Below are 26,575 nucleotides of genomic sequence, written 5' to 3' on the forward strand. Positions count from 1 at the left end.
CCTAACGCAGTGCATAATAGAAAAGGCCAGCTTCGAGAGCTGGCCTAATAACTGTCAACCTATATTAGGACGACACAGGCTGATGAAGCTTTGCTTAAGCTTACTTTAGCTTTTGCGCTAAAGTTATAAATTCAGGTATGGCAACGGGGCGCTGATATAAGTAACCCTGACCATAAGCACACCGATGATTTTGCAAAAACTGTTGCTGCTGTTGGGTTTCAATACCTTCTGCAATAATCTTAATGTTTAAGTTGCTCGCCAGTCCAAGAATAGCCTGAACGATAGCTTGGTCGTCGGTGTTTTTCTCAAGTTCACTGACAAAGGAACGGTCAATCTTAAGCTCATCGATAGGCAGTTTCTTCAGATACACCAGTGAACTAAAACCTGTACCGAAATCGTCAATCGACACGGTGATCCCCATTGCTCGAAGCTCGTTGAGTAATACTGAAACGGTATCCAAGCTTTCCACAAACACGCTTTCGGTTAACTCGATAGATAAGTTTGAGCCGGGGAGTTGGTGATCTTCCAATGCGTTTTTAATTTGGTTTAGTAGTGCTAAATCTGACACTTGGCGGCCAGAGATATTAATGGCCAACCTAATGTCTAAATTAGAAGCCTTTAACGCTTCTATAGCATCACAAGCTTCATTGATAAGCCACTCGCCGAAAGGGAAAATGAGTTCACTTTTTTCAGCAAGAGGAATGAACACTTCTGGGGAAATAAACTTACCTTCCGGCGTTATCCATCTTGCCAATGCCTCGCATTTAACAATTTTGCCAGTCTCTAAATCGACAATAGGCTGCAAAAAGAGTTTGAGTTCATTGTTTTCGATGGCAGAACGTAGCTGACTCTCAAGCTCGCTAATTGCATGATGTTGTTTGTGTAGTTCTTCACTGTAGGTAAGTACCACATTGCGACCTTGGTATTTAGCGGCCTGCAAGGCGATGTCAGCACACTGAAGAAGTGATTCGGTTGACGGGCAGTGTCGGGGAAAGTTCGCTTCGCCAATATTTATGCCTAAATTCGGCTCGCTGCCATTGAGAACGGTATAGGTTTGAGTGAGCTTTTTGACTAGCTGCTCAATATACTCGGCACTGGTAAGTTCGTTAAAGGTATCTTCACGTTTCACCAATGCAAACTCATTGCTGCCTATTCTCGCTATAAACCCGCTGTTGCCGACAAAGGTCTGCAGTCGCAGTGCGAACGATTTAAGGATCTCGTCACCCGACTGATAGCTAAGTGATTCATTTATCTTCTTAAAGTCGCATATATCTATGATGAACAACTTGAATGCGATTTCTTCCTGAACCAGTCTTCTTACTGTATCGGTAAACAAATTGCGATTGGCTACCTTTGTTAACGAGTCCATTCCACTGGCAGTTAATACGCTCTCTTCTTTATTGTGGATATGGGTAATATCGGTAAGTAGGTAAACCCAATGGGTTAACTCATCCCCTTGTAATACAGGGTGAATGGTAACCTGAAGCCACACACCATAATCGTCAACAGGTTGCCAATAAAGCTCCCCTTGCCAGGGGGCTTTTCGCTGCACCAGTGCGGGAAGAAACGTTGCCGGCGCATCAATATCAGTAAGAAGCTCGTTGACGCGAATAGAGCTTGGCGTTGTGCTATTACACAGCAGCAATCTATGAGACGCTTTGTTGTCCAATATCAATCCGCCTTTGTCGTCTAAAATGATAACGCCGGTTTCCAGGTTGTGAATAGCTTGCTGAATGGGCGGAACGAGCTTTTGAAGTCGGGTGTTCTTGCGTAAAACACCATTTAATTTGTGCCTAATATACTCATGCTGACCTACAATTTCGTGATGGCTTAGCAATAATTCCCGCGCGGCTTGCAGCGTTTTACGTTTTTCGTCAAATTGCTCTTCTACGTTTTTAACGACCAGATAGCGAGAACCCGATTCGCTATTAATTGCCAATGCTTCTAAGCGAAGTACTTGGCTCTCATTGTGCTCCGTCCAAAAGCCAGATGAAAGCGTAAATGACGTTTCGCCTTTCCATACTTCGTCGGCATCGAGAAAAAAGTCGTCTAAAAAAATGGAGGGGATATGCTTCTTTTGCAGTTTGTTGTTTTCGTCAATCGTAACAACATTTCCTAGCCATGGAAGTTCTGGCGTTAAGCATTCAATGTCGCTTTCGGAGTTACACCTAAATAGCGCGCAGTTAGTAATGCCCAATGCATTTAATAAATGAATATCCATGGCAATCTCCTACCAAAACGCAATTGTACTGAATAAACTCTCTACATTTTCGCCGGTCTTTGCGCTGGTCTTCGTTAGTGAAGCGAATTTTTGAGCGTAAGAATTGAGTTCTTCCTCACTCCAGTGCCAACTTGTGGGGAGATCGGTTTTATTTACAACAAAAAATGCGGGGATATCGGGGTAGTGTTCGCGTGAGAGTTCTAGAATTTCCATGCCTTCAAGCAAGGATTGAGACCGAGTTTGGTCAACTACAATAATGTAGGCGCTTGCGCCGCGAAGGTAGCGAGGGTTGAAGCCACAGTATCTGTCGATACCTTCTAAATCCCAAAGTAGAAGCTGAACGCCGCGTCCGTCTTTATTGACTTGTTTCTTGTCTATTTTTACGCCAATAGTGGTCTTGTATTTTTCGGAGAAAATACCTTCAACGAACTGTTTTATCAGGCTTGTTTTGCCAACACCAGTGGGCCCTAAAATACATACTTTTTTCTGTATCACTGCAAAGCTTCCTTACTGCTGCTCACTGGATATTAAAACGTTTAACATGACTGAACGCCCCATTGATGCTTTCTGCAATGGTAGCTCTCCTAAGCTTACAGGTATAAGAATATCACTTTCTACGCCAAGTGAAATTAATGAATTCACAACATTCTCTGCTCGTTTTTGACTCAATGCGCGATTTCGTGCGCTTGAGCCTGAATTATCACTGGCACCCATTACAACAATACTGACAACAGTTTTTGTCTTGTCAGCAAGGGTTAACAATTGTTTTATGTCGTTTGCCAGAGGTTCTAATTTTGCTAACTGTACTTCAGAAAGCGCTTCTTGGTTAGTAGCAAAAAGTACATTTTGTGAGGAAACCTTATTAACTAGTCGGTTCAATGCGGCCTTCTGGAGCTCAGCATTGTCAATTTGATAGGCTGCTTTGACGTTTAGCGCGGTGGTATCAACGTTAACTGTCGAAATACCAGGAATAGCGTTTATTTGCTGAGTAAAGTTAATTGCGGTTGGGGTGAATACGGTTCCTGAAATAATAAAGCTATGGTCATCACCTTTTTTAATTAATAGGCTTTCTGATTCGCTGAGTGGATAGTCGCTCACGAGCTTTTCAAGTTTGCGTTCAACCACACTTGGTTTTAAAGAAACAAAGGGTTCTTCAATAACAGTAACTCTTTCTGCATCGATGTTATTATCGCTAAACCATTGTTCGATGCTGGTAGCGACTGGGTCGCGAAGGACTTTAGCGTGCACATTCCCATTGGAAACATAAGTATCAGTTACTATGATGCCAGGTGGAGGGGGAAGCTCGTGCAAGTCGCTTTTTAAGATGCTTAGCGACAAACGCATAAAAGACAGCACTGCAAGTGCGAAAAAAATCACCAGAAGCACTAGTGCACCTATTAATCGGTTTGATTTTTTTCCTTCACCCTCTTTTCTTTCGCTTATTAAGCAGTCTGAAAGAATGGTTTCGCAACCGTCGAAGGGCGCATTGTCACCTTCATAAGTGAGCAACGGTTGTTGATAGAACTGATGAAAGTCTTCCAACGCCTGTTGAAGTTTTCCGCGTACCTCTGGAGGAATACTGCCCGTAACCGCAGCAACAAGCAGCGCTTGTGGCCCAATTTTTATTAGCAGCGTAAAGTCTTCCGTTTTTATCTCGCCGAGCTCGTTTTCTGACTCGTTACTGGTAACGCCAAATGCATCTGCCACAAAGTCATTAATGGCCACTAGCATTGACGAAATTAAGTCTGCGTCTTTTTCTTTATCAGGATCTGAAGAAATGCTGTGAAGTAACGTGCCGGTCTCTCGATGAATGACCAGCAGCTGTTGGACTTGGTATTGGTAAATTTGAGATGCGACAAATTCAGAATACCTGACTCCGGACTGCCAAGCTTTGAATCGCCAAGATACGCTTTTGGGACTTAAGCTGTTTTCGATAAGTGCGTTAGTGCGCTCGACAAACTCAACAAGAAATGAAGATACCGCCTTTCTTACAAGCGTGCCAACCAAGGGATAAAGTGTACCAACAATCTTGTCGCTATTAGCATCTATAGAGCGGTGAAGCGACTTCTCTACAAGAGGAACAAGTACTTTGTTAACTGAGCCGTCCTTCGTTTCGCGTTCAAAGAGCGCTTCAGAAACGACGTTTGTCACGATGCCTTTCGCATCGCGATTCAACTTTTCTTGAACGAACTTGTCGTCCCTTCCAATGAGTAGCTCTCTGACTTTGTCTAGAGAGTTGTCAGATAGCTCCGACGGCGGCACTTTTTCAGTCATTAATTAATGATCTGTAGCGAGGTTGGTGGCCATAGTCGAAAGTAAGTTTGCCAACGTTTTTCTATCGGTTTTACTTTCTGAAAGCTCACTGGTTACCTGCTGAAGCTTCTCTAGCAGCTCTTGGTGACGCTTACTAAATAAATTATCAAGCGACTCTAGTTCTTTAACCACATGAGCTTCCAATGCATCGTTGTCATTCTTTGCAGCAGTTTCCGCTATCTCCAATTCACTTTGCAATTTGTCAGTGGTGTTTTGAAGTTGCTCTTGCACGTTACTGTGGTTGTCGTTAGCACTGGCCAACTGATTCGATAATTCTGTGATCTGTTGGTCAATAAGCTTACGTATATCGTTAAACTGATTATCAAGATGCGTATTCAGTTTAGAGAAGCTGTCGTTAACCCGTGACTCCAACGCAGAAAGATCTGCACGGAATGCACGGTTTGTTTGACCAAACAAAATTTCTCTAAGTTGAGCAAGTTCGTCTGCTGGTTTGGGCGCGCCTTCAGTTTGAGTTACGTCTTGCGCTTGCTGATCCTTCGGCTTCTTGTCCGCCATAAAATGTCTCCGGAAGGCGCAGTTCTTTGCGTTGAACACGCTAATGAGCTGCAATCACATTTTTGTCTGTGCTAATAATTATGGTTATTACTTTATACAATAGCCGCTAATCGTGAACTTTGAAATACGCTAAAAGCATAATAGTGGCAAATACCTACAAAAATCCTTATACAAAAAACGCCATCTTTTCAGTAAGTTGAATAATCTATGAAGATTTACTTATGCGTTCTACGATTTGAGCTGTTTTTTAAGGCTGGAATAGGCCTATCAAATAATGGCAAGCGACATTGTTTTTTTATTGAACATAGGTACTATACGCCGCTCGCGCGTACGCGAGGTATATAAGTAATAACTGTGTCTGAGGTTCCTGTCGTGTCTATCACTCCACTAAATCGTAAATTCTCTGTCGCTCCAATGCTGGATTGGACAGACCGCCATTGTCGCTACTTTTTACGATTAATGTCTAAGCACACACTTCTCTATACAGAAATGGTAACCACAGGCGCGATCATTTACGGCAAGGGTGACTATCTGGGTTACAACCAAGAGGAACACCCTGTTGCTGTTCAACTGGGCGGAAGCGATCCGTCTGACATGGCCAAGTGTGCTGAGCTATCACAAGCGCGCGGTTATGATGAAGTTAACATAAACGTAGGTTGTCCAAGTGATCGAGTTAAGAACGGTAGCTTCGGTGCCTGCTTGATGGCTCAGCCAGAGGTGGTAGCAAGTTGTGTCAAAGCCATGCAGGCTGCGGTAGATATTCCCGTTACGGTAAAGTGCCGTATTGGCATTGATGATATGGACGAAGATGAAGACTTCGCTCGTTTCATCGATACCGTGGCAGATGCCGGATGCGATACCTTTATTGTTCACGCAAGGAAAGCGTGGCTACAGGGATTGAGCCCAAAAGAAAATCGCGAAATTCCGCCGTTAAACTATCCGCGGGTTCATAGACTTAAACAGGCTCGCCCTGAATTATCTATTAGCATAAATGGTGGGGTTAAAACGCTAGAAGAAACCCAGCAACAGCTAGAACTTGTTGATGGCGTTATGGTAGGGCGTGAGGTTTACGCCAATCCTTACATTATGGCTACCGTAGATAAAGAGATTTTCGGAGATACTGAAGCTCAGAGCATGTCACGCCGAGAAATTGTGCTGAAAATGCAGCAGTATATTGAACGCCAAGACGATCCCTATTTCAAACCCTGGCATGCAGCTCGGCATATTTTGGGTCTTTATCAAGGGCAAGCGGGTGGACGTATTTGGCGTAGATACTTAAGCCAAAATGGAACAGGAAAAAATCCAGATCCCAATCTGCTGCTAAATGCGCTAGACGCTGTAGAAAGTGCACAAAAGGATGTCGCTGCGTTTAATAGTCAAAAAGACTAACGATTTAGTAATTTTGACCAAAGTTTAATATTTGTTCAATTCTTTTAAGCTCGCTGTCTCGCGAGCTTTTTTATTTAAATTTATATATATCAATGCCTTAAGTGTTTTAAAAGGAGTTGGCACAGCTCTCGCAATCCTCTAAGTATCGCAACAACGGCGTGTTGTTGCACTGACTAACTTCAGAGGGAAATTATGAAAACTTCACTAATCGCAGCAACTTTACTGACAGCAAGCATGGCAAGCAGCGTAGCAAATGCAGAAGAGTCAGTGCTTCAAACGTTTTTAACTAATGTGGTTTCAAACGCAGTGGCTACCACATCACAGGAAATTAAGGCTGACGTGTACCAAGCAGTAGCAAACGCAACGTATCACTTTGAGCTAAGCCCACAAGAAGTGCGCGGAAGTGGTAAGGTCAGCGTGACTGATTTAGTTGTTGCTACCCCGTCTGAAGGTAGTTCTACAGAACAAGATGCCGACTAATTCGATATTGGTATCTAGCAAAAGCGCCGAAAGGCGCTTTTTTTGTGCGTGTAGCACAGTGGCTCAAACATTAAAAACGCAAAAAACAGGGGTGGTCAATTTAACAAACTTGTTGGTTAAATACGCTAAAAAATTGTATTTGGTCGCTTGGTGTACAGTTGGTAATTTCCGGAATTAAATTAAAGTCTTTTAAAAACAGTGCTTTAAATAAATGGCACGGTGATTGTAATAGTTAGAGTGTTGAGGAGAACTCAGTCAGCGGTAACCAGCGGTCAGCGTAACTAAGAATAAGTGCTGGAAACCACAACACTACTTTTAACGGAGAAATAATCATGGGTATGTTTTCGCGCATTAACGATATTGTTCAAGCAAACATCAACGCAATGCTAGATAAAGCGGAAGATCCTGAAAAAATCATTCGTTTGATTATTCAAGAAATGGAAGAAACCTTAGTTGAGGTTCGCACTGATGCAGCGCGCTTTATTGCTCAGCAGAAAACCCTTGCACGCCATATGGCATCAGCAAACAAAGAAGTGGAAGGGTGGCAGCAAAAAGCACAGATCGCAATGAATAATGACAAAGAGTCATTGGCTAAAGCCGCACTAATCGAAAAACAAAAGTATGTTGCAAAGCTAGCTTCTCTTGAAGAACAAGAAGCGCATATTGCACAGAGTATCGAAAAAATCCAAGGCGATACTGCGCGTCTGAACAGTAAGTTAGCCGAAGCAAAAGCCAAGCAAAAAACGCTGGTTCAACGCAAGCATTCAGCGCAAACACGCTTAAAAGTGAAGCAAGCTGATCACGAAGGAAAAATTGATGATGCCATGATGCGCTTTGAGAGTTACGAGCAGCGCATTGATCATCTAGAAGCGCAAGTTGATGCGTACGACCTAACAAAGTCGAATGAAGCAACGTCACTGCAGGCCGAGTTCGATGCAATGGAAGCAGATGAAGCTATCGAAAAGGAATTGGCTGAACTTAAGAAGAAGAAGGTCGCGTAGGCGACCTTGAGAGCCGCAGCCCGCATTGTAGATATCGAAGTAAGCATTTTTGGAGAAGATGATGAAAGTACCATCACAAAAACGAATTTATAGAGACCTTGATTCTGGAATCATTTCAGGTGTGTGTGCAGGAGTTGCACGTTATTTTGATATAGATGCAGTATGGGTTAGAGCGGCAGCTGTAGCAGGCTTGTTCATCGCTACGCCTATTACGCTAGTGGCTTATATTGCAGCCGTTATCTTATTACCGAGATTAGTGTAATGAAAAACTTTCTGATTGCATTGGTCATCGCCATTATTTTGGTGAATTGTTTAGGCAGCTTAGTAGATAGCTGGTTGGGTATGCACTTAATCATGTCAGATGAATTGCTAAGTCCTTGGGAAAACGTAGCAGTGTTATCGCTAGTCGGCGTAGTCCTCGCTATCGTTGGTTTCGTTGTTGCTGTAAGCGTTATGGGCACAATTCTTTTAGCGCTAGGCGCAGGATTTTTAGCATTATTAGTGGTGGGAGTAAGTGCATTTTGGCCAATTATACTTATCGCGATAGCGCTATATGCTTTGAAAAATCGAAACTCTGCCGCTTATAAGCAGCAAAATGACCGAAATATGCACCATAATGTATAATCATCATAATTTTATTTAAGTTGTGTTAACGTAGTAAAAGATGGTGATATAAAGACGACCGTCACAAAGGTTTCGCATTTTTCACATAGTATTAAGACTACAAATAGCTGACCTCCGTCGGCTATTTGTTATTTAAAAGGAAGGTTGGTGTTATATGAGACAATCTATTAACTCAAAACGGATAGCGATTGTCGCTGTAGTGATAGTTTTACTTTTCTGGCTAATAGGATGGTATTGGAGCTTATCCCCAGACACGTTTGATGTTAGACAACGTTTAAAGCAAAACTCGCCTGTTGAGAATCCAACTAATATTGCGGGTTACACATTAACAACAACCATGATTGATGTGTCGGAAACCTTACTTGATAAGCCTGGTGGATATCTTTCTAACGACATTACGCCTCCTGGCATCTTTTTAGATAACATGCCCGCATGGGAATTCGGTGCGCTGGAAATGGTGCGAGACCTTGCACTCTCTATGCGTAAAGACTTCAGCCGCTCTCAGTCCCAATCTATTGAAAATCCATACCTTACAAAAGCTCACCCTAAGTTTAATATGGATCACAAAAGCTGGGCGTTGCCTTCTTCTGAATCGAGTTACTCTGACGGTATAGAGCTTCTAAAAAAATACCGTGACGAGCTAGCGAATACCCGAAACACCGACAGTCAGTTTTATACTCGCGCAGACAACTTGCGCGAATGGTTGAAACAGGTAGAAAAACGGTTGGGCAGTTATTCACAAAGACTTAGTGCCAGCGTAGGATCAGCTAGATTGAACACTGATCTGGCGGGTGACTCGAATGCAAAGCAGTCTTCTCCTGTAGCCAGCCAGCGTGTAGTTAAAACGAGTTGGTGGAAACTAGACGATAATTTCTATGAGGCACGCGGTGCTACGTGGGCTTTACTTCACTTTCTAAAAGCCGTGGAAATTGAATTTTACGACGTATTGGAAGATAAGAATGCATTGGTTAGTCTTCAGCAAATTATTCGTGAACTGGAAGCGACACAGCAGTCGGTATTCAGTCCAATGATTTTAAATGGTAGTGGATTTGGCATGTTAGCGAACCATTCTTTGGTAATGGCAAACTATATTTCTCGTGCAAACGCTGCTTTAATTGAACTTTCAGAACTTCTTAATCAAGGATAATTAATGAAAAAGGGTCTTATAGCTGCCGCATTGGGATGCGCATTAGTTTCAGTTTCATCTCATGCAGACACTATCGCAGGCGTATATGTTGGAGCCCAGGTATGGCAAACCGACACGCAGGGCGGTTTTGCTGATAGCAACAACACCGCTGACTTTAACTTTGATGATGAGACCAATACGGCGCTATACATTGCCTTTGAGCATCCTGTACCGTTTTTACCTAATGTAAAAGTAAATCACACGACATTAGATAACTCGGGCACCACAACGCTTCAGTCTGAATTCACTTTCGACGGCGAACTGTTTACTGAAAGCACCACGGTTAATACAGATGTAGAGCTTGATGCTACAGATGTCATTTTGTACTACGAGTTATTTGATAACGATCTAGTGAGCTTTGACTTAGGTGTTAATGCGAAGTACATCGACGGCGCACTGTTCGTTGTGGATAGAGCGAGTGACACAAGCGGATCTGCAGAGTTCTCTGGTATTGTTCCAATGGCCTACTCAAAGGTTCAGCTAGGTTTACCGTTTACAGGTTTATCAGCATACTTTGAAGGAAGCTATTTGTCGTTCGACGACCATGAGCTTAGTGATTATCAAGCTGCAATTCAGTACTCGTTTATTGAAAGTTTAGCGGTTGATATGACGCTTCAGGTGGGTTACAGAAATGTAACGGTAGATATTGAAGACCTTGATGATGTGTACGCTGATATGGAATTCGATGGTGTATTCGCAGGGCTAGAACTTCACTTCTAAGCCTCAAATACGGATTTTAAAGGGCGAGGCTGCGATTGCAGCCTCGCCCTTTTTTGTTGCTTCTCGCCCAAATTCAATTGTGTTATTACCTATTCGCACAGTCATTAGCACTTTCAGTAATAAAAAAGTTTCATTTATTCTTTTCTCTTCTTGAAGAAAGCCGTTAGCCTTAGCGCCATTGATAAAAGGCTAAAAGACTATGTCACAAGATTCTAATTCGAACTCAGCGCCAGGCGCGGTATTAAACGAACAGCAGTGGAATGCAATAACGCAAGCCATTGCAGGCTTAAATCGTGATCAACTTACTTGGGTAAGTGGTTATGCTGCGGGCATGGCTGCTGCACAAGGTGGTTCGGTTGCACCAATGATGCAAGGCACTCCTGCAGTAGCGGGTGACGCGCCAACGCTTACTATTTTGTACGGTTCACAAACCGGTAATGCAAAAGGTGTTGCAGCGCAGTGTCAAGCGAAAGCAGAAGAAGCGGGCTTTAATAGCAAGCTGGTTAGCATGGCAGATTACAAGCCACGTAACTTGAAAGCAGAAACTCACGTTGCGGTATTTGTTAGTACCCATGGTGAAGGTGATGCACCAGACGATGCTATTGAGCTACATGAATTCTTGGCTGGCAAAAAAGCCCCGAAGCTTGCTGATACCAAATATGCAGTTTTGGGTTTAGGTGACAGTAGTTACGAGTTTTTCTGTCAAACGGGTAAAGACTTTGATGAACGCTTAGGTAAGCTTGGCGGTAAAGCTATTGTAGAGCGTCTGGACTGCGACGTTGATTATGAAGCGGAAGCCGAAGCATGGCTGAGCAAGCTCATCGACTCGCTAAAAGACGATTTTAGTGCAGCTCCGCAAACAGCGGTAGCAGCGCAAACTGGCGCGGCAGTGCAGGGTGTAGCAGCGCAAACTTACACCAAGAAAGCGCCGTTTAAAGCGACCTTAATTGACGCACAAAAAATCACAGGTCGTGATTCTGTTAAAGATATACGCCATATTGAAATAAGCCTTGAAGATAGCGGAATTACCTATAAGCCAGGTGATGCGCTTGGTGTATGGTTTAAAAATGCAGCATCTCTAGTGTCAGAGCTTATTAGTATCTTGTCATTAAACGGCAATACAGAAGTGTCTCTGGCTGACGCGACCATGTCACTCACCGAAGCATTAACGTCGAAGCTTGAATTAACCTTAAGTTACCCTAATTTCATTAAGTCATATCAAGAGGCGACAGGCTCTGAATCATTGGCTACATTGATGGAAGATAAAGCGCAGCTGCGTACCTACATGGCCGAACGTCAAATTATTGATATTGTGCGCGACCATCCGGGTAAGTTGTCTGAACAACAGCTTGTCGATGCTTTGCGACCGCTAACGCCTCGCTTGTACTCGATAGCATCAAGCCAAGCCGAAGTGGAAGAAGAAGTACATTTAACCGTAGCTCACGTCGACTATGAAGCGTTTGGACATCGTCATCAAGGCGGCGCATCTGGCTTTTTGTGTGAATATCTAGAAGAAAATGGCGACGTAGAAGTGTTCGTAGAAAGTAACGATAACTTCCGTTTGCCCGCTGATCCAAATACGCCAGTGATCATGGTCGGCCCGGGTACGGGTATTGCACCATTTAGATCGTTCATGCAAGAGCGTGACGTACAAGGCGCAGAAGGCAAAAACTGGTTGTTCTTTGGCAACCCACATTTCACGCAAGATTTTCTATATCAAGTGGAATGGCAAGGCTACGTTAAAGAAGGCCTGCTAGACAAAATTACGCTGGCATTTTCTCGTGACCAAGAAGAAAAAGTATATGTTCAGCACCGTTTACTAGAAAACGGTAAAGAGGTGTATGAATGGCTAGAGCAGGGCGCACACTTCTATGTGTGTGGCGATGCAATGCACATGGCGAAAGATGTAGAGAACGCCCTAATTAGTATTGTGCAAGAGCACGGCGGTAAATCTGAAGCCGATGCAAAAGCCTATGTTGTAGAGTTACGTAAAGCGAAACGTTATCAGAAGGATGTCTATTAATGAGTAACGAAAAATCACCATTTATCGTTGAGGGCAAACTGGCTGACAACGAGCGTTTAAAGCGTGAAAGTAATAATTTGCGTGGCACCATCACTACCGATCTTAAAGATGATCTCACTGGTGGTTTCACCGCTGATAACTTTCAGCTTATTCGCTTTCACGGTATGTACCAACAAGACGATCGTGATATTCGCGCTGAGCGTGCAAAGCAGAAACTTGAGCCGCTTCACAATGTGATGTTGCGTGCCCGTTTACCTGGTGGTGTTATTACGCCTGACCAATGGTTAGCGATTGATAAGTTTGCAGCCGATCACACCATGTACGGCAGCATTCGTTTAACAACCCGTCAAACTTTCCAGTTTCACGGTGTGTTAAAGCCTAAGATTAAGTCCATGCACCAAATGCTAAACAAGGTAGGCATCGACTCTATTGCTACGGCAGGCGACGTAAACCGAAACGTACTATGTACGTCAAATCCGGTTGAATCTGAGCTTCACCTTCAGGCATTTGAATGGGCGAAGAAGATAAGTGAACACTTACTACCTAAAACCCGCGCGTATGCTGAAATTTGGTTAGACGGTGAAAAAGTCGAAACGACTGAAAAGCCTGTAGAGCCTATTTTGGGTGATAACTATTTACCGCGTAAGTTTAAAACGACGGTGGTGATTCCTCCGCAAAACGATGTAGATGTTCACGCGAATGATCTTAACTTTGTTGCGATTGCTGAAAATGGACAGCTAGTTGGCTTTAACGTACTTGTCGGTGGTGGTCTTGCAATGACTCACGGCGACAAGAGCACGTACCCGCGTAAAGCCTCTGATTTCGGATTTATTCCGCTTGAAAACACGCTAGACGTTGCCGCAGCGGTTGTAACAACTCAGCGTGATTGGGGGAACCGTGTTAATCGTAAGAACGCGAAAACCAAATATACGTTAGAGCGTGTTGGGGTAGACAACTTTAAGGCTGAAGTTGAAAAACGCGCAGGCGTGACTTTCCAAGACAGCCGTTCGTATGAATTTACGGGCCGTGGCGATCGCTTTGGCTGGGTTGAAGGTATTGACGGTAAATATCACCTGACCGTATTTATTGAGAACGGCCGTATTTTAGATTACCCAGGTAAAACGCTAAAAACAGGCTGTGCCGAAATTGCGAAGATCCACAAAGGTGATTTCCGCTTAACGGCAAACCAGAATTTGATTATTGCCGGTGTAGCGCCGCAAGACAAAGACAAAATTGAAGCATTAGCCCGCGAACATGGCTTAATAGCGCCATCGATTTCTAACCAGCGACTTGACTCAATGGCCTGTGTTGCATTGCCAACCTGTCCGTTAGCCATGGCAGAAGCTGAGCGCTACTTGCCGGATGCCGTTACGGAGCTAGAAGGTTTGCTTGCCAAACACGGATTGGAAGAAGACAGCGTAATCTTCCGTGTAACAGGCTGCCCGAATGGCTGTGGTCGCGCGATGTTGTCTGAGGTTGGCTTAGTAGGTAAGGGCCCAGGCAAATACAATTTGCATTTGGGTGGAAACCGAGAAGGTACACGTATTCCACGTATGTATCGAGAAAACATAAGCGAACAGGAAATCATGGCAGAACTAGATTCACTGTTTGGCCAGTGGGCCAAAGATCGTGAAGCGGGTGAAGCCTTTGGTGATTATGTTGTTCGCGCTGGTGTTGTAAAACCAGTAGTAGACTCCGCACGGGATTTCTATGACGAATAATACAGCGATTAAGCAGCAACCACTAACGCTTGATATCAGTAAGGAAGCCCTTGCTGATATCAATGAAACGTTAGAGAAAATGACAGCGCAGGAGCGAGTAGCTTGGGCGCTGGACAACTTGCCTGATACTCATATTGTGTCTTCAAGCTTTGGAGCACAATCGGCGGTTATGCTGCATATGCTTACCCAAGCACAACCGGATATTCCTGTTGTGCTTACCGACACAGGCTATCTTTTTCCTGAGACATATAAGTTTATTGATGAACTTGTAGAAAAGCTCAATCTAAATTTGCATGTGTACAGCGCAGAGATGTCTTCTGCGTGGCAGGAAGCGCGCTTTGGCAGACTTTGGGAACAAGGCATCGAAGGTATTGAGAAATACAATAAGATGAACAAAGTTGAGCCAATGCAGCGCGCCTTACGTGACCTGAAAGCAGGTACGTGGTTTGCAGGTTTGCGTAGAAGCCAATCAGATACTAGGGGAAAGCTTCCAGTTCTACAAAAAGTAGGGCAGCAGTTTAAACTTTACCCGATCATTGATTGGAGCAACAAAGACTTACATTACTACCTGAAAGATAACGACTTGTCTTATCATCCGCTTTGGGAGCAAGGGTATGTATCCATCGGTGATTGGCATACCACGCAGTCGCTCCAAGAAGGAATGAGTGAGCAAGACACGCGCTTCTTTGGTTTGAAACGCGAGTGTGGATTGCACGAATTTGGTGACGGTATTTAACTTACGTTAAATACCTCGCCTAACACCGACTTAATGCTGGTTAAATACGCTTCATTAGGCGATTTAGTCACTAATTTATACAGCTCACTGCCAACCGAAGTGAACTTGTAATACACCAATGCAACCCCAGACGTTTTACTGGTTAATGAAATATTTTCATTTACGCATCGCCAGGTTACTTGCTGACCTTCATTGTATTCGGCGCTTTCAATTTCGCTGGTATAAATCAACTTCATCTCTTGCAAAGACAACAGATCAGGGTAACTCAACCCTACGTTGGCTAAGTTAATTTGCTCAGGAACAGGGCGTCTCAATAGTGAAAGCAAGCCTTTGCGTTTGTGATACCCCACAAGAATACGCGGGACCGCATCGTTATTTCTTCTACTCGCAACATTCACAGCCTTATTGAATACTTGTGCATCCCTATGCGTTAGCGTCTTTAATAGCTGCAATGTACGAAGGGAAAAACTGCCCGGGCGAGCCACCTCAACGGCAAAAATCTTTCCCCATAATTCCTGCATGGGTGGGCTGTAAATTTCCTCAGCCATGGTACTAAATGCGAAAAACCAGTCGGGATCAAGATTATCGCTAGTTTGTTCGTTGATCGTCACATTTAATGCTATATTTAATACAGCTTGAAGATTGCTCGCTTTTTGGGTTTCTAATATTTGTTTTCTTCTTTCTAATGCATGCTTTTGCTTTTTAGGATCAGGGGACATCATAGAGGGGCTTATACCCACTCTGGCAAACCAGGAAAGCATGCGTTGGCGACTAGCATCGGTTTTCACTGCGTTGCTGGCCGCTTTTTCAGCCGCAGGCGATTCGGCTGTCACCTTTACAGTCTTCTCTTCCGTTTCCTGTGGTTTTTTTACCTCAGGGGAAAAGTGCTGGGATGTAATCTTCATAAATGCTTAAATGATCGAATGTAAAATGGCATGTAACATGAGAGCACTATTGCATTGCGTAACCCATTTATCAATGTAATCGTTGCCTTAATACAATGAGTAGCGCATTCTTGTTTTGTTTGTATCGAGGAAATGAGCGGTAATGTCGGCAATGGATTACGATAACGACGAATTAATTTTTTTAGATGATGATGGTTCAGTTGAAGAGCAAACCTTATTGGGCAAAGACTGGAACATTCTTATTGTCGATGACGATGAAGAGATTCACACCGTAACGCGTCTCGCGCTATCTGATCTCATCGTAAACGATCGCAAATTAAACTTCATCCACGCTTATTCAGCAAAACAAGCCAAAGAAATGCTGCACGAATATGGCAACAGCATTGCCATAATTTTACTTGATGTCGTTATGGAGACTGATGACGCGGGTTTTGATGTTGTTAAATACATCCGCGAAGACATGAAGTTAGTTGAACCTCGAATTATCTTACGTACGGGCCAGCCCGGCTACGCGCCTGAAGAGCAAGTCATTAAAGTTTACGATATCAATGACTACAAAACCAAAACAGAACTTACTCGCGCCAAATTACTAACTACTATCATTTCCTCACTACGCTCTTATCAGCAAATTGTAACGATTAGTCAAAGCCGTGCTGGTTTAGAGAAAATAATCACCTCTTCAGCGAACTTGTTTGAAGAACATTCGGTGAAAGAGTTTTGCGAAGGTGTAGTTACTCAGATTAGTTCGCTTATTGGTTTAGATTCCGAAGGTTTATTGTGCGCAAGAGCGGGTTCTTTGCTAGACCGAGAGGACGAAGAGGTTTACGTGCTTGGCGCTGCGGGTGAGTATGCGAAATTTATAAACCAGCCTGTGTTCACGCTTAAAAACCTTGAAATTGAAGAAAACATTAGTCGGTGCCTACGTCTTAAAAAGCACATTTTTGAGCCCAGTTGCTCTGTGCTGTATATCAGCCGCGCTGGTTTTGAAGCTGCCGTATTTGTTCGACAAACCCACGAGATTAGTGAGCTAGACAAGCACTTACTTGAGGTTTTTCTATCCAGTATTTCAGTGGGATACGAAAACGTTAATCTTTTCCATGAATTAAGAAATGCGGCGTTCAGAGACTGGTTAACCCGTCTGCCAAACCGCAATGAATTTATCAATATGCTCGATAAACCTCATTTGTTTGCCGGAGAAAACTATAGCGTAGCTCTTATCGACGTAAATCACTTTTCCGATATAAATGATGGTTTAGGGCAAGAAGTCGGCAACGAATTGTTGCGAGCTATTAGCGATCGCTTTCAATCTTCTTTCGATAGCATAGTGAAAAAAGGCCGCATAGGTGCTGATGTATTTGGTCTTATTGGTCCTGACGATCTGGTATGCCCCAAGTCCATTAACAACATTTTCCAGTCTTCATTTCAGGTAGGTGATCACACCCTTCCGGTGAATATAACACTTGGATTGTGCAAGTTAGACAATAAACGCCACATCGGCATTGAGATTTTAAAGCGCACGAATATTGCGTTAAACCGTGCTAAGAAAAATCTAACAGATAACTTCGAATATTACGCCAAAGATATTGAAGATCAGACGACTTGGCGCCTAGATATGATTCGCCAACTCCGAAGTGACTTTGCAGCAAGAAAGCTGGAGCTGTGGTTTCAGCCGCAAGTGGACTTACTGAATGAAAAAGTTGTTGGCATGGAAGGCTTACTACGCTGGCCCAATGGTGAAGGGGGATACATTTCTCCCGCCGTGTTTGTACCACTTGCTGAGTATTCAGGTCTTATCGTTGATATCGGTGAATGGGTGCTAGAAGAGTCATGCCGTCGTCTTCAGGAATTGAAAGAAAAAGGCTACGGCCATCTAAGAGTTGCCGTTAACATCTCTATTCCGCAGTTCCGCGACAGGTTATTTGTAGAAAAAGTTAAGCAGGCACTATCTAACGCCAACTGCGACCCAAGCCTGTTAGAGCTAGAAATAACAGAAAGAGTGGTGATGGATGAGCCGCAAATTGTAATAGATGCATTGCGTTCGTTAAAAGAATTTGGGGTGAAAATAGCCATTGATGACTTTGGAACAGGCTTTTCCTCCATGAGTTATCTACAGCAGCTTCCGTTAGATCGATTGAAGGTCGATCGTTCTTTTGTCAAAGACATTAAACCGGGTGCAAGCGCAGTGCTTGCTGAGACCATTGTGACTTTGGGGAACAAGCTAGGCTTATTGACTATTGCCGAAGGCGTAGAAAAAAGAGAGCAGGCGAGTTACATGATAAAGCTTGGATGTGACGAAGCACAGGGCTACTTGTACGCGAAGCCTATGCCGTTCGATGCGCTTTTAGCGTTTCTTGAAGAGCACGACTAAACTTTTAATAAAGATTCGACAGTGTCTCGCAACTTGGGAAGGATATCTAATTCAAACCAAGGGTTTTTAGCGAGCCACCTGTTGTTTCTTCCTGACGGGTGGGGCAGTACGAAATGTGTTTCAGTCGGACTGCGTACTGCTTCAGTTAACGTTTTGTGTTGCGGTAAATAATACTGTTGCGAGTAACGTCCCACGTAAAGCGTTACTTCAGGTTTTAAATAAAGAAGAAAGTCATTATGCCAAGCGGGAGCACATTCTTTTCTTGGCGGGGCATCGGCTCCATTTTTATAACCTGGAAAGCAGAAGCCCATTGGCAGCACCGAAATTAAGCTAGGGTTATAAAAGGTCTCTCTCGAGACAGACAACCAATCGCGTAACCGATCTCCGCTGGGATCATCAAACGCAATGTTGCGTTCATGAGCTTTCAACCCCGGTGCTTGCCCAATAATAAGCACTTTAGTTGATGGTGCAGTGCTAAATATGGGGTTGGGTTGATGCGGTAGGTGAGGGGCACACAGTCTACAATTTCTCGCTTTAACCACCAGTGCATCGTGGCCTTTCACATTTTTCTCCAAATATTTCTCTTTGTCATACTTTTGTCACAAAACTATGATCTCAGTTTGACTATCTTATGTATATACAGTATGTTTAATAGTGACAGTAGTAGACTGTAACACAGGAGAAGAAACATGCGTAAAGTAGTACTAACCCTAGCTCTATCAGCGGCCTTTGGTATTGCGCATGCGGAATCTGGTGATAACCAGCTTTTCGATTGCATGGATGCGAAAACATTCGAAATGAATAACCAATGTATGTCTGACAAAATCGGCAATAACATTCGTTTCCGTGATGCACAAGCAAAGTTGATCGACATTGCAAGCGATAGTCAGGGTGACTACGCCATTGCAACAATGACGTTCGATCAAGAAAATATGCACATCGACATCGTAGCACATAAAGATTCGCTTAACGCGCTTGCTGCGAACCGTAACTAATTTCTTAGTTAACGCATATTAAGCCGGCGACAATCTCGCCGGCTTTTTTGTGTCCGTTAGAAAATTCTATTAAGTCCATTAATAGCAGCAACTCGATAAGCTTCTGCCATGGTTGGATAGTTAAACGTAGTGTTAACGAAGTAATCTATGGTATTGCCTTCGCCCTTTTGCTGCATGATCGCTTGGCCGATGTGAACAATCTCGGAGGCACGTTCACCGAAACAATGAATGCCCAAGATTTCTTTAGTTTCGCGATGAAACAAGATTTTCAGACTTCCTGTCTGCGTTGACGCGATTTGGGCTCTGGCCAAATGTTTGAACTGAGCTCTTCCCACTTCATAAGGCACTTTCGCTGCAGTAAGCTCTTGCTCTGTTTTACCAACAGAACTTATTTCTGGGATTGTGTATATGCCTGACGGAATATCTTCTACCAATGCCGAATGTGTTTTTATGCCAAGCATAGCTTCAGCGGCAAAGCGACCTTGGTTATAAGCCGCAGATGCTAAACTTGGATAGCCAATGACATCGCCGACTGCAAATACATTGTCTACGTCAGTTTGATAATTTTCGTTAACCTTGAGTTGGCCTCTGCCATCGGCTTTTAAACCAATATTCTCGAGTTTAAGTGTATCTGTATTACCCGTTCTTCCGTTAGCAAACAAGAGACAATCTGCGCGCATACGCTTGCCCGACTCTAAGTTTAAAATAACCGAGTCATCGGTAGCTTCAACCGAAGAATAGGCCTCATTGTGCCGGATGAGTACGCCATTGTTCCACAGGTGATAACTGAGTGCGTCTGATATCTCGTCATCAAGAAATGACAGTAAGCGATCGCGCATGTTAACGAGGTCAACTTTTACGCCTAGTCCTCTGAAAATACTGGCATATTCAGAGCCAATGACCCCAGCGCCATAGATAATTATTGATTTGGGATCGTGATCTAAAGATAGGATAGTGTCTGAGTTATAAATACGCGGGTGATTAAAGTCGATGTCTTTAGGACAATAAGGACGCGACCCTGTGGCAATAGCAATTTGGCCAGCAGTGACTGTATCTTTAGAGCCATCTTTACGGGTTATCTCTAACGTATGCGCATCTACGAAACTGGCTTCGCCGTGAAATAGCGTCACACGATTTCTGTCGTAGAAAGAAGAGCGAAGTCGAGTTTGGCTTTTTACCACACCGCTAGCATGGCGCATGATGTCAGAAAACGTAAGACTCTTACTTAAGTGGTTGTCGGCAAACAAGGGAGAAGAGTTATATTCAATAAGACGACTTACTGAGTGACGAAGCGCTTTCGATGGAATGGTTCCCCAATGGGTACAACCCCCTCCCACTGCCTCGTAGCGCTCAACAACCGCCACTTTTTTTCCGGCTTTGGCAAGCTGCATTGCAACGCCTTCTCCACCAGGACCTGTGCCAATAACGATAGCGTCGTAATGATACGACGGGGCTTTGGTTTTTTGCTTCGTTGCCATCTTACTTTCCCATGTTGTTACTTTTGTAATGCGATATCACCACTAGGTTAGCCGTAATACAAAATGAATGATTCTGGTTTTAGTATAACGACCTTATCCAACTATAGAATAAAAAAAAACCACATAAGCAGACACTTATGTGGTTTTTAGCGTTCAAACGTATAAAAGAGGGCGTTAATTTACGCCATTTGCAATGACAAACTATGTAACTGTGTCCATTTCTCTTTCTGTACAGCAAATGCGTGTTTCAGCTCTTTGTACTTGTATGCAAGCTCAAGCCCTTCGATACTGCGCTTTAGGGTGCGTTGTTTAACGCGCATAACACGTTTTTTCGTGGCGTAGTATTCACTCATGCGCTGCATTAACAAGTCGTATTCTTCTTGAATGGTGTGCATCATCTCTTCAGCATTAGGCAGTAGCGATACTTTTTCACTTGCTCTTTGCAGCTGCATTGCTGCTAACGCTTTCTCGATGCGCTCTTCTGGCACTTTGCGAAGGTTGGATGTCAGTCCTACCAGTGATAACCCCTTAATAAGCCATTTTGTAGGATCAAACTGATACCAGCGAATGCCATTACGATAGTCGTACTCAAAGATGTGATGGTAATTGTGATAACCTTCACCAAAGGTAAAAAATGCAAGAATACCGTTATCTCGTGCTGTGTTCTTATCGGTGTAAGGCTGGCTACCCCAAAAATGAGCAAGAGAATTGATAAAGAAGGTTACGTGATGCACTAGCACCAGGCGAAGTACACCGGCTACCAAGATCATGCCTAATACGTCACCATTTAAATAGCCTAGAAGACCTGTGATACCAAAGTTGGCCGCCAGCACGATGGGCAAATAGTAGTTATGCTGCCACATCACCACTTTATCTTTTTGAAGATCTTTACAGTTACTGTAGTCATCGTAACGTTTGGCCTGATACTCACGCAACATCCAGCCGATATGCGCAAACCAAAGCCCTTTCTTCGCAGAGTAGGGGTCTTTGTCGTTATCATCAACATGACGATGATGAACGCGATGATCTGACGACCAGTGCAAAATACTATTTTGCAGCGCCATAGCGCCACCAATCGCAAGGATCACACGAACTACCACATTGGCGTCGTAAGTTTTATGCGACCATAAGCGGTGATAGCCGGCAGTTATAGACATACCGGTAAAGTAAAATAGGAATATAGCCGCACCGATTTCTGCCCAATCGATGCCTTGATACGCCACCCATAGCGGCACACCAATAAACGCAATTGCGCCAGATATAATAAATACCAGCACATTAGTAAGGATAAGAGGAGGTTTTTTCATTTTATACAACTTGGCTTACAACTGTTCGCTAATTTATCGTTTTACGAGGCTTCAGGCAAGCAAAACCCAGATTAGTTCTGCTTACATGTGTAAAGTTTAATTATAGTAAAGCTACGCTGAAGCGCTCGTTAATTGTGGCTTTTTATGCTTAATGCTTGTTTATAAAAGAGATGATTCTGTTTCTCTTTCCCCACTGGTGTGTGTTGCGATAAACTACACATGCTAGTCTTTGATGTACGAAGTTTGATTGCGTTAATGGCTATACAGATGACGTAAGGGCTTCAACCCCAAGCGCTAAAAATCATCAAGCCGTTCAGAGCTAATCAACCTATGGTGCGAATGTGAGTCGACAAGAACAGAAATTAAAAACCCGCCAAAATATCATTCATGCTGCGTTTTCTTTGCTCGATGAAAATCGCAGCTTATCGGCAATCAGCTTGCGTGAAGTTGCCCGAGAGGCAGGTATAGCACCTACGTCTTTTTATCGGCACTTCAAAGATATGGACGAATTGGGTTTAACGCTGGTGGATGAAGCCGGTTTAGCATTGCGGCAGCTTATGCGTCAGGCAAGGCGGCGTATAGCCTCTGGAGGCGGCGTAATACATACTTCTGTTGAAACCTTCATGGAATTTATTGCGGCAAATACAAACGTATTTCGTTTATTACTACGCGAGCATACTGGTACGTCGTCGGCTTATCGGTTGGCAGTATTTAGAGAGATTCAACACTTCATCGACGAGTTGACCGACTACATTATTGAACAGCAGGGCGTAGAATACGCATGCGCGCAGCTTCAAGCTGATGCTATGGTAAGGCTCGTATTCAGTGCTGGGGCAGAGGCATTAGAAGCAGACGATAAACTTCGCCGAGAAATCGGTGAGAGAGTGAAAGCGCAGCTTCGCTTCGTTCAAGTAGGTGCAACGCAAAAAAGCGTATAATTGAATTAGTGGTTTAAGTCCACATCGTTTGCTCTAATCAAAGCCACCTTATTTTAATACGTCTTCATAGGCCTTTGTGACTCCAAAGGCCTTGTCAATTTGTACCAAAACTAGCTTTTGCGTGTAAGTAAAACGCCAGCCTCAATGTGATGAGTAAACGGGAATTGATCGAATAGTGCTGATTGAGCAACGTCGTGAGTTTCACTTAAAAGCTCAAGATTTTGCGCCAACGTTTCAGGGTTACACGAGATATACACGATATTATCGTAATCCTGAATCATTCTAAGCGAGTCTTCATCCAACCCAGCTCTTGGTGGATCGACCAATACAGTTGTGAAATTATATGTACTTAGATCAATGCCTTCTAAGCGACTAAACGTACGTTCACCTTTCATAGCCTGAGTGAATTCTTCAGCGGCGAGTCTTACGATCTTCACATTATTAAGCTGATTTTGTTCAATATTAAACTGCGCAGCTTGTACAGAGGGCTTGGCTATTTCGGTCCCCACAACATTATCGAAGTGAAGCGCTAGCGGCAGTGAGAAGTTACCTGCACCGCAATACATCTCCAGTAAATCGCCAGAGAGCGGCTTTACGCAATCTAGTGCCCATTCAATCATGCTGCAGTTCACTTCGGCATTGGGCTGAGTGAAGCTATTTTCGATATGCTTAAATATGAATTCTTTGCCATTAACGGGTAAGCGCTCAATAACAAAATCGTTGTCGATAATAAGCTTTTGTTTTCTCGCACGGCCGATGATGTTTACTTTCGGAAAGTGAGCCTCGAGTTTCGCCTTTAATTCTTTTGCAGCCTCTTGCCACTTCTCATCTAGTTGACGATGGTATAAAAGGCTGATGACAAGCTCGCCAGATAGTGCAGAAAGATAATCGATTTGAAAAAGCTTCTTTCTTAGCGCTTCATTTGGTCTTACTTCTTTTAACAACAGCGCCATAGCATCGTTTATTGCTTTACAAGCAGGAGGAAAGCTATCTACGCGATACTTTTCTTTTGTTTCCTGGTTGAACATGATGTGAAACAAATCATCGCCCTCATGCCATACTCTAAATTCGGCGCGCATACGGTAGTGCGTTGGTTGCGATGGAAATACGGTTAAGTCAGGCGCATTGAACGGAGAAAGTAACGCAGTAAGACGTTCTACTTTTTCGTCCAACTGAGCTTGATAGCGTTGTTGTTCGGTCGCGGTCATAAAATTCTCCATTCAATGTTGAGGTCGCGAATTGTAGTCCCTTATAAAATAACTGCAACAAGCGCTATCTACTTCTGCATTATTATTAGGAACGACCCTGTAAAAAAAGCTGTATTAAAATTAAACAATACTGGTTCTTTGCCGATAATAAGATTGAGGATAGTGAGGATCAAATTATGAACGTGGGTCAAATTAAGGCTTTTATGGGCGACCAGAAGGTCGATCAAAAAGCAGATCAAAAGGCATCAGTTCACCCGAACGAAATGTTGAAAAAGCAGTTACAGCAAGACGGATTGCAGCAAGCGGCTGAGTTTTCTAAACAACAAGCGGCATCAGTATCTGTTTCCAGTAGCCAAACTAGCATCGGCTTACGTGTGGTAAGTAGTAGTCTTAACCAAGCGTTAGTTATAGATGGCCAAAAGCCACAAGAAGCCAAAGAGAAAAGCATTGAAGATAAGTCGAACAGTTTGTTCGACTTTGAAAAAGTTGCCAGAAACGTACTTAAGTTCGTAGGTGGCGTCATTAGAGGTGCGGCAAACGGTGGTGCCAGCGAAGAAAAGCTTAATGGCTTATTTAGCCAAGCGAGAGAAGGCGTAAGCCGTGGATTCGCTATGGCTGAAAAAGACCTCGCTGGTTTTATGAATGAAGAGATTGAGCAAGGGATGACAAAAAGCCGCGATCTCATCGATACAGGAATAAACGATCTGGAAACTGACATATTTGGTCGCCAGCAGCCGAACGCTGTAACGCTTTCGTCCTTAAACGCGGTAGCTGCATCGGATGAGAAAAGCGGAAGCTTGCTGATTCGAACTAAAGATGGCGACGAAGTGAGTTTTAGTTTTGAGAGTCTTCGCTCGTTCCAAGCGTCTCAACAACTTAATTTCCAAGCACAGGCATCTCAGGAGCAATCAGGCGGTAGTGACGAGCAAGGCGATAACAATTTTTTAGCGTCATACCAACAACAAACTTCGTACCAATACTATGAGCGAAGCGGTATTAGCTTTTCATTGAAAGGCGAGCTTGATGAAGATGAGTTAGAGTCGATAGCTGATTTGGTTGGTCAAGTTCAGGATCTCGCCGACACCTTTTACAGTGGTGACATCGACAAAGCATTTGAAGAAGCGTTAAGTTTAGGCTTTGACGATAAAGAGTTAGTTGGCTACGCGTTACAGTTAAATAGAACAACACAGACAGAAGTGCTAAAGACGTATGAGAACATCCAACATTACAATGAAGACAAAAGCGATAATTCGAAGTTTGGAAATGTGGTTAGCCCTATAGCGCAATATCTAGAAAAGATGATGGATACTTTTGCTAATGCCGAAAGTACGTTAGGAAGTAACGAAGACTATAATACCTTAATAGGTGGGTTGATTAATGAGATGAAAGACGTGCAAGTGCCAGATCTTGTATCTGCTATAAATAGGTTTCACGCTTTTAATCAAACGTTACTTAATGGACTTCCTCAATCTGCTGAGACAAGTGAATAACTAACTATTTGCTAATATAAAAGCCCGGTAGCGAAAGCTAACCGGGCTTTTTTATAGCCTATAAACCGTACTCACAAAATTATGCGTGTTCGACTTTGTCCTTTGCAGGGCGAACTTTTAGGGTTCGCTCCTGGAAGATTGAGTCGTTAGTTTTATCGATAACGCTGTTTAAGTCGTCAGTTACAACTTCGATAAAGCCGTATCCTTTTCTTTTTCCAGTTTTACGATCCTTCATTAAGCGAACCGACTGTACTTCAATAAAGCTACTGAAGTATTCCTTTACTGCGTTCTCGTTTGCTCTATAAGGCAAATTACCCACATATAAAGTTTCTACTGATCCGTCATTAGAATGTGCTCTGGCATCTGAGGAAGATGGACTTTGAATAAGAGACGCTAGCCAAGGAGTAACGATACCGCTGATCAGCAGAGCTGCTGAGACGGTCAGTGGAACATGGACGTTTAAACTAGCAGAAGAAAATAACAAGTAACCTGCAATTGCAAAAATAGCGCTAATAACAGCGCATTGAATAAAGCCTACTTTCATATACCTACCTTTCTATTGTTTATTATGGTGTTGGAGGCTGTATATAGTTTACTCATTTGTAACAAATTGAACAATAAAATGTGAAAAAACTAGTCTAAAGATGGATTGAGTCGCTAGAAATGATGCAGAAATGAGCGGTTAACACCAAAAGTGGCTTAAAAAGCAAAAAAATCCAATTTAAGTGTTGATCTTTCACAAGAGGTATCTATAATGCGCTCCACGTTCTGAGGGGGCTTCGAGAAAAACAAAGCCAACTTAGCAACAAGTGCGAAACCAAGTTTTCAAACAAATAAAAAGTTTAAAAACATGGTTGACATCGAAAATAAACGATGTAAAATGCGCACCTCACTCGAACAGGGTGAGTCACTAAGAAGCAACGGCTTCAAGTGAATGTTCTTTAAAAATTTAGACA

Annotated in this window: 24 protein-coding genes; 14 read left to right on the forward strand and 10 right to left on the reverse strand. The window is 43.3% G+C overall.

Annotated features, from left to right (window positions below):
- Positions 1–100: 100 nt before the first annotated feature.
- The 4 genes from AC0J2X_RS19505 to AC0J2X_RS19520 are packed head-to-tail and all read right to left on the reverse strand — an operon-like array spanning position 101 to position 5,050.
- Positions 101–2,221: a putative bifunctional diguanylate cyclase/phosphodiesterase gene (locus AC0J2X_RS19505; RefSeq protein ID WP_472996355.1), complete on the reverse strand. Its 2,121-nt coding sequence runs from the start codon at positions 2,219–2,221 to the stop codon at positions 101–103.
- 9 nt (positions 2,222–2,230) lie between these two features.
- On the reverse strand, positions 2,231–2,716 hold the full coding sequence (locus AC0J2X_RS19510; RefSeq protein ID WP_472996356.1) for a Rab family GTPase: 486 nt from the start codon (positions 2,714–2,716) through the stop codon (positions 2,231–2,233).
- A gap of 12 nt (positions 2,717–2,728) precedes the next feature.
- On the reverse strand, positions 2,729–4,495 hold the full coding sequence (locus AC0J2X_RS19515; protein WP_014977418.1) for an OmpA family protein: 1,767 nt from the start codon (positions 4,493–4,495) through the stop codon (positions 2,729–2,731).
- Between the two features lie 3 nt (positions 4,496–4,498).
- Positions 4,499–5,050 (reverse strand): hypothetical protein, encoded by a 552-nt coding sequence (locus AC0J2X_RS19520; protein ID WP_014950727.1) that lies wholly within the window; start codon positions 5,048–5,050, stop codon positions 4,499–4,501.
- A 414-nt stretch (positions 5,051–5,464) separates the two neighbouring features.
- Between AC0J2X_RS19520 and dusA the strand changes: the two genes are divergently transcribed.
- The 10 genes from dusA to AC0J2X_RS19570 all read left to right on the forward strand — a co-directional run bounded on the left by dusA (position 5,465) and on the right by AC0J2X_RS19570 (position 14,930).
- Positions 5,465–6,439, forward strand: a complete 975-nt coding sequence (gene dusA / locus AC0J2X_RS19525) for a tRNA dihydrouridine(20/20a) synthase DusA (RefSeq protein ID WP_240491616.1) — start codon at positions 5,465–5,467, stop codon at positions 6,437–6,439.
- Between the two features lie 192 nt (positions 6,440–6,631).
- Positions 6,632–6,919, forward strand: coding sequence for a hypothetical protein (locus tag AC0J2X_RS19530; RefSeq protein ID WP_014950725.1), 288 nt, complete (start codon positions 6,632–6,634; stop codon positions 6,917–6,919).
- A gap of 332 nt (positions 6,920–7,251) precedes the next feature.
- Positions 7,252–7,920 (forward strand): phage shock protein PspA, encoded by a 669-nt coding sequence (pspA, locus tag AC0J2X_RS19535; RefSeq protein WP_069944966.1) that lies wholly within the window; start codon positions 7,252–7,254, stop codon positions 7,918–7,920.
- Positions 7,921–7,981: 61 nt separating this feature from the next.
- The gene (locus AC0J2X_RS19540) at positions 7,982–8,182 is read left to right on the forward strand and encodes a PspC domain-containing protein (protein WP_014950723.1); all 201 of its coding nucleotides are present in this window, start codon (positions 7,982–7,984) and stop codon (positions 8,180–8,182) included.
- Complete coding sequence (locus tag AC0J2X_RS19545) at positions 8,182–8,544, forward strand: hypothetical protein (RefSeq protein WP_014977415.1); 363 nt, start codon at positions 8,182–8,184, stop codon at positions 8,542–8,544. The genes AC0J2X_RS19540 and AC0J2X_RS19545 overlap by 1 nt, the downstream gene beginning before the upstream one ends.
- Before the next feature lie 154 nt (positions 8,545–8,698).
- A complete protein-coding gene (locus AC0J2X_RS19550; RefSeq protein ID WP_014950721.1) occupies positions 8,699–9,691 on the forward strand; it encodes a DUF2333 family protein in 993 nt (330 codons plus the stop codon).
- Between the two features lie 3 nt (positions 9,692–9,694).
- Positions 9,695–10,450, forward strand: coding sequence for a TIGR04219 family outer membrane beta-barrel protein (locus tag AC0J2X_RS19555; RefSeq protein ID WP_069944965.1), 756 nt, complete (start codon positions 9,695–9,697; stop codon positions 10,448–10,450).
- Positions 10,451–10,649: 199 nt separating this feature from the next.
- A complete protein-coding gene (locus AC0J2X_RS19560) occupies positions 10,650–12,473 on the forward strand; it encodes an assimilatory sulfite reductase (NADPH) flavoprotein subunit (RefSeq protein ID WP_069944964.1) in 1,824 nt (607 codons plus the stop codon).
- Positions 12,473–14,194, forward strand: a complete 1,722-nt coding sequence (gene cysI / locus AC0J2X_RS19565; protein ID WP_069944963.1) for an assimilatory sulfite reductase (NADPH) hemoprotein subunit — start codon at positions 12,473–12,475, stop codon at positions 14,192–14,194. Before AC0J2X_RS19560 ends, cysI begins: the two co-directional genes overlap by 1 nt.
- On the forward strand, positions 14,184–14,930 hold the full coding sequence (locus AC0J2X_RS19570) for a phosphoadenylyl-sulfate reductase (RefSeq protein ID WP_014950717.1): 747 nt from the start codon (positions 14,184–14,186) through the stop codon (positions 14,928–14,930). The genes cysI and AC0J2X_RS19570 overlap by 11 nt, the downstream gene beginning before the upstream one ends.
- Here AC0J2X_RS19570 and AC0J2X_RS19575 read toward each other — a convergent pair.
- Complete coding sequence (locus AC0J2X_RS19575) at positions 14,927–15,763, reverse strand: TIGR03899 family protein (protein WP_014977411.1); 837 nt, start codon at positions 15,761–15,763, stop codon at positions 14,927–14,929. The two genes, AC0J2X_RS19570 and AC0J2X_RS19575, sit on opposite strands and share 4 nt — an antisense overlap.
- 214 nt (positions 15,764–15,977) lie before the next feature.
- Between AC0J2X_RS19575 and AC0J2X_RS19580 the strand changes: the two genes are divergently transcribed.
- Positions 15,978–18,203: a bifunctional diguanylate cyclase/phosphodiesterase gene (locus tag AC0J2X_RS19580; RefSeq protein ID WP_472996360.1), complete on the forward strand. Its 2,226-nt coding sequence runs from the start codon at positions 15,978–15,980 to the stop codon at positions 18,201–18,203.
- On the opposite strand, the gene AC0J2X_RS19585 is transcribed toward AC0J2X_RS19580, so the two are convergent.
- A complete protein-coding gene (locus tag AC0J2X_RS19585; protein WP_069944962.1) occupies positions 18,200–18,778 on the reverse strand; it encodes a uracil-DNA glycosylase family protein in 579 nt (192 codons plus the stop codon). The two genes, AC0J2X_RS19580 and AC0J2X_RS19585, sit on opposite strands and share 4 nt — an antisense overlap.
- A 114-nt stretch (positions 18,779–18,892) precedes the next feature.
- Here AC0J2X_RS19585 and AC0J2X_RS19590 point away from each other — a divergent pair, with 114 nt between their 5' ends.
- The gene (locus tag AC0J2X_RS19590) at positions 18,893–19,198 is read left to right on the forward strand and encodes a hypothetical protein (RefSeq protein ID WP_014950713.1); all 306 of its coding nucleotides are present in this window, start codon (positions 18,893–18,895) and stop codon (positions 19,196–19,198) included.
- Positions 19,199–19,254: 56 nt separating this feature from the next.
- On the opposite strand, the gene sthA is transcribed toward AC0J2X_RS19590, so the two are convergent.
- Both sthA and AC0J2X_RS19600 read right to left on the reverse strand, forming a co-directional pair.
- Positions 19,255–20,676: a Si-specific NAD(P)(+) transhydrogenase gene (gene sthA, locus AC0J2X_RS19595; protein ID WP_014950712.1), complete on the reverse strand. Its 1,422-nt coding sequence runs from the start codon at positions 20,674–20,676 to the stop codon at positions 19,255–19,257.
- Positions 20,677–20,855: 179 nt separating this feature from the next.
- Positions 20,856–21,983: an acyl-CoA desaturase gene (locus AC0J2X_RS19600; protein WP_014950711.1), complete on the reverse strand. Its 1,128-nt coding sequence runs from the start codon at positions 21,981–21,983 to the stop codon at positions 20,856–20,858.
- Positions 21,984–22,324: 341 nt separating this feature from the next.
- Here AC0J2X_RS19600 and fabR point away from each other — a divergent pair, with 341 nt between their 5' ends.
- Positions 22,325–22,921 carry an HTH-type transcriptional repressor FabR gene (gene fabR, locus AC0J2X_RS19605; RefSeq protein ID WP_014977408.1) on the forward strand — a complete coding sequence of 199 codons (597 nt, stop codon included), beginning with the start codon at positions 22,325–22,327 and terminating at the stop codon, positions 22,919–22,921.
- A gap of 110 nt (positions 22,922–23,031) precedes the next feature.
- On the opposite strand, the gene trmA is transcribed toward fabR, so the two are convergent.
- Complete coding sequence (trmA, locus tag AC0J2X_RS19610) at positions 23,032–24,129, reverse strand: tRNA (uridine(54)-C5)-methyltransferase TrmA (protein WP_014977407.1); 1,098 nt, start codon at positions 24,127–24,129, stop codon at positions 23,032–23,034.
- A gap of 176 nt (positions 24,130–24,305) precedes the next feature.
- On the opposite strand from trmA, the gene AC0J2X_RS19615 reads away from it, so the two are divergent.
- A complete protein-coding gene (locus tag AC0J2X_RS19615) occupies positions 24,306–25,619 on the forward strand; it encodes a DUF5610 domain-containing protein (RefSeq protein ID WP_069944961.1) in 1,314 nt (437 codons plus the stop codon).
- A gap of 79 nt (positions 25,620–25,698) precedes the next feature.
- Here AC0J2X_RS19615 and AC0J2X_RS19620 read toward each other — a convergent pair whose 3' ends face one another.
- Complete coding sequence (locus AC0J2X_RS19620; RefSeq protein WP_014950707.1) at positions 25,699–26,163, reverse strand: RNA recognition motif domain-containing protein; 465 nt, start codon at positions 26,161–26,163, stop codon at positions 25,699–25,701.
- Between the last annotated feature and the right edge of the window lie 412 nt (positions 26,164–26,575).

It is taken from the genome of Alteromonas sp. R7 (assembly GCF_055755235.1).

Bases quoted from the DNA above. Each gene is read 5' to 3' on its own strand.
- AC0J2X_RS19505 (WP_472996355.1), bottom strand. From the start codon at position 2,221: ATGGATATTCATTTATTAAATGCATTGGGCATTACTAACTGCGCGCTA.
- AC0J2X_RS19515 (WP_014977418.1), bottom strand. From the start codon at position 4,495: ATGACTGAAAAAGTGCCGCCGTCGGAGCTATCTGACAACTCTCTAGAC.
- AC0J2X_RS19520 (WP_014950727.1), bottom strand. From the start codon at position 5,050: ATGGCGGACAAGAAGCCGAAGGATCAGCAAGCGCAAGACGTAACTCAA.
- dusA (WP_240491616.1), top strand. From the start codon at position 5,465: ATGCTGGATTGGACAGACCGCCATTGTCGCTACTTTTTACGATTAATG.
- AC0J2X_RS19530 (WP_014950725.1), top strand. From the start codon at position 6,632: ATGAAAACTTCACTAATCGCAGCAACTTTACTGACAGCAAGCATGGCA.
- pspA (WP_069944966.1), top strand. From the start codon at position 7,252: ATGGGTATGTTTTCGCGCATTAACGATATTGTTCAAGCAAACATCAAC.
- AC0J2X_RS19540 (WP_014950723.1), top strand. From the start codon at position 7,982: ATGAAAGTACCATCACAAAAACGAATTTATAGAGACCTTGATTCTGGA.
- AC0J2X_RS19545 (WP_014977415.1), top strand. From the start codon at position 8,182: ATGAAAAACTTTCTGATTGCATTGGTCATCGCCATTATTTTGGTGAAT.
- AC0J2X_RS19550 (WP_014950721.1), top strand. From the start codon at position 8,699: ATGAGACAATCTATTAACTCAAAACGGATAGCGATTGTCGCTGTAGTG.
- AC0J2X_RS19555 (WP_069944965.1), top strand. From the start codon at position 9,695: ATGAAAAAGGGTCTTATAGCTGCCGCATTGGGATGCGCATTAGTTTCA.
- AC0J2X_RS19560 (WP_069944964.1), top strand. From the start codon at position 10,650: ATGTCACAAGATTCTAATTCGAACTCAGCGCCAGGCGCGGTATTAAAC.
- cysI (WP_069944963.1), top strand. From the start codon at position 12,473: ATGAGTAACGAAAAATCACCATTTATCGTTGAGGGCAAACTGGCTGAC.
- AC0J2X_RS19570 (WP_014950717.1), top strand. From the start codon at position 14,184: ATGACGAATAATACAGCGATTAAGCAGCAACCACTAACGCTTGATATC.
- AC0J2X_RS19580 (WP_472996360.1), top strand. From the start codon at position 15,978: ATGTCGGCAATGGATTACGATAACGACGAATTAATTTTTTTAGATGAT.
- AC0J2X_RS19590 (WP_014950713.1), top strand. From the start codon at position 18,893: ATGCGTAAAGTAGTACTAACCCTAGCTCTATCAGCGGCCTTTGGTATT.
- sthA (WP_014950712.1), bottom strand. From the start codon at position 20,676: ATGGCAACGAAGCAAAAAACCAAAGCCCCGTCGTATCATTACGACGCT.
- AC0J2X_RS19600 (WP_014950711.1), bottom strand. From the start codon at position 21,983: ATGAAAAAACCTCCTCTTATCCTTACTAATGTGCTGGTATTTATTATA.
- trmA (WP_014977407.1), bottom strand. From the start codon at position 24,129: ATGACCGCGACCGAACAACAACGCTATCAAGCTCAGTTGGACGAAAAA.
- AC0J2X_RS19615 (WP_069944961.1), top strand. From the start codon at position 24,306: ATGAACGTGGGTCAAATTAAGGCTTTTATGGGCGACCAGAAGGTCGAT.
- AC0J2X_RS19620 (WP_014950707.1), bottom strand. From the start codon at position 26,163: ATGAAAGTAGGCTTTATTCAATGCGCTGTTATTAGCGCTATTTTTGCA.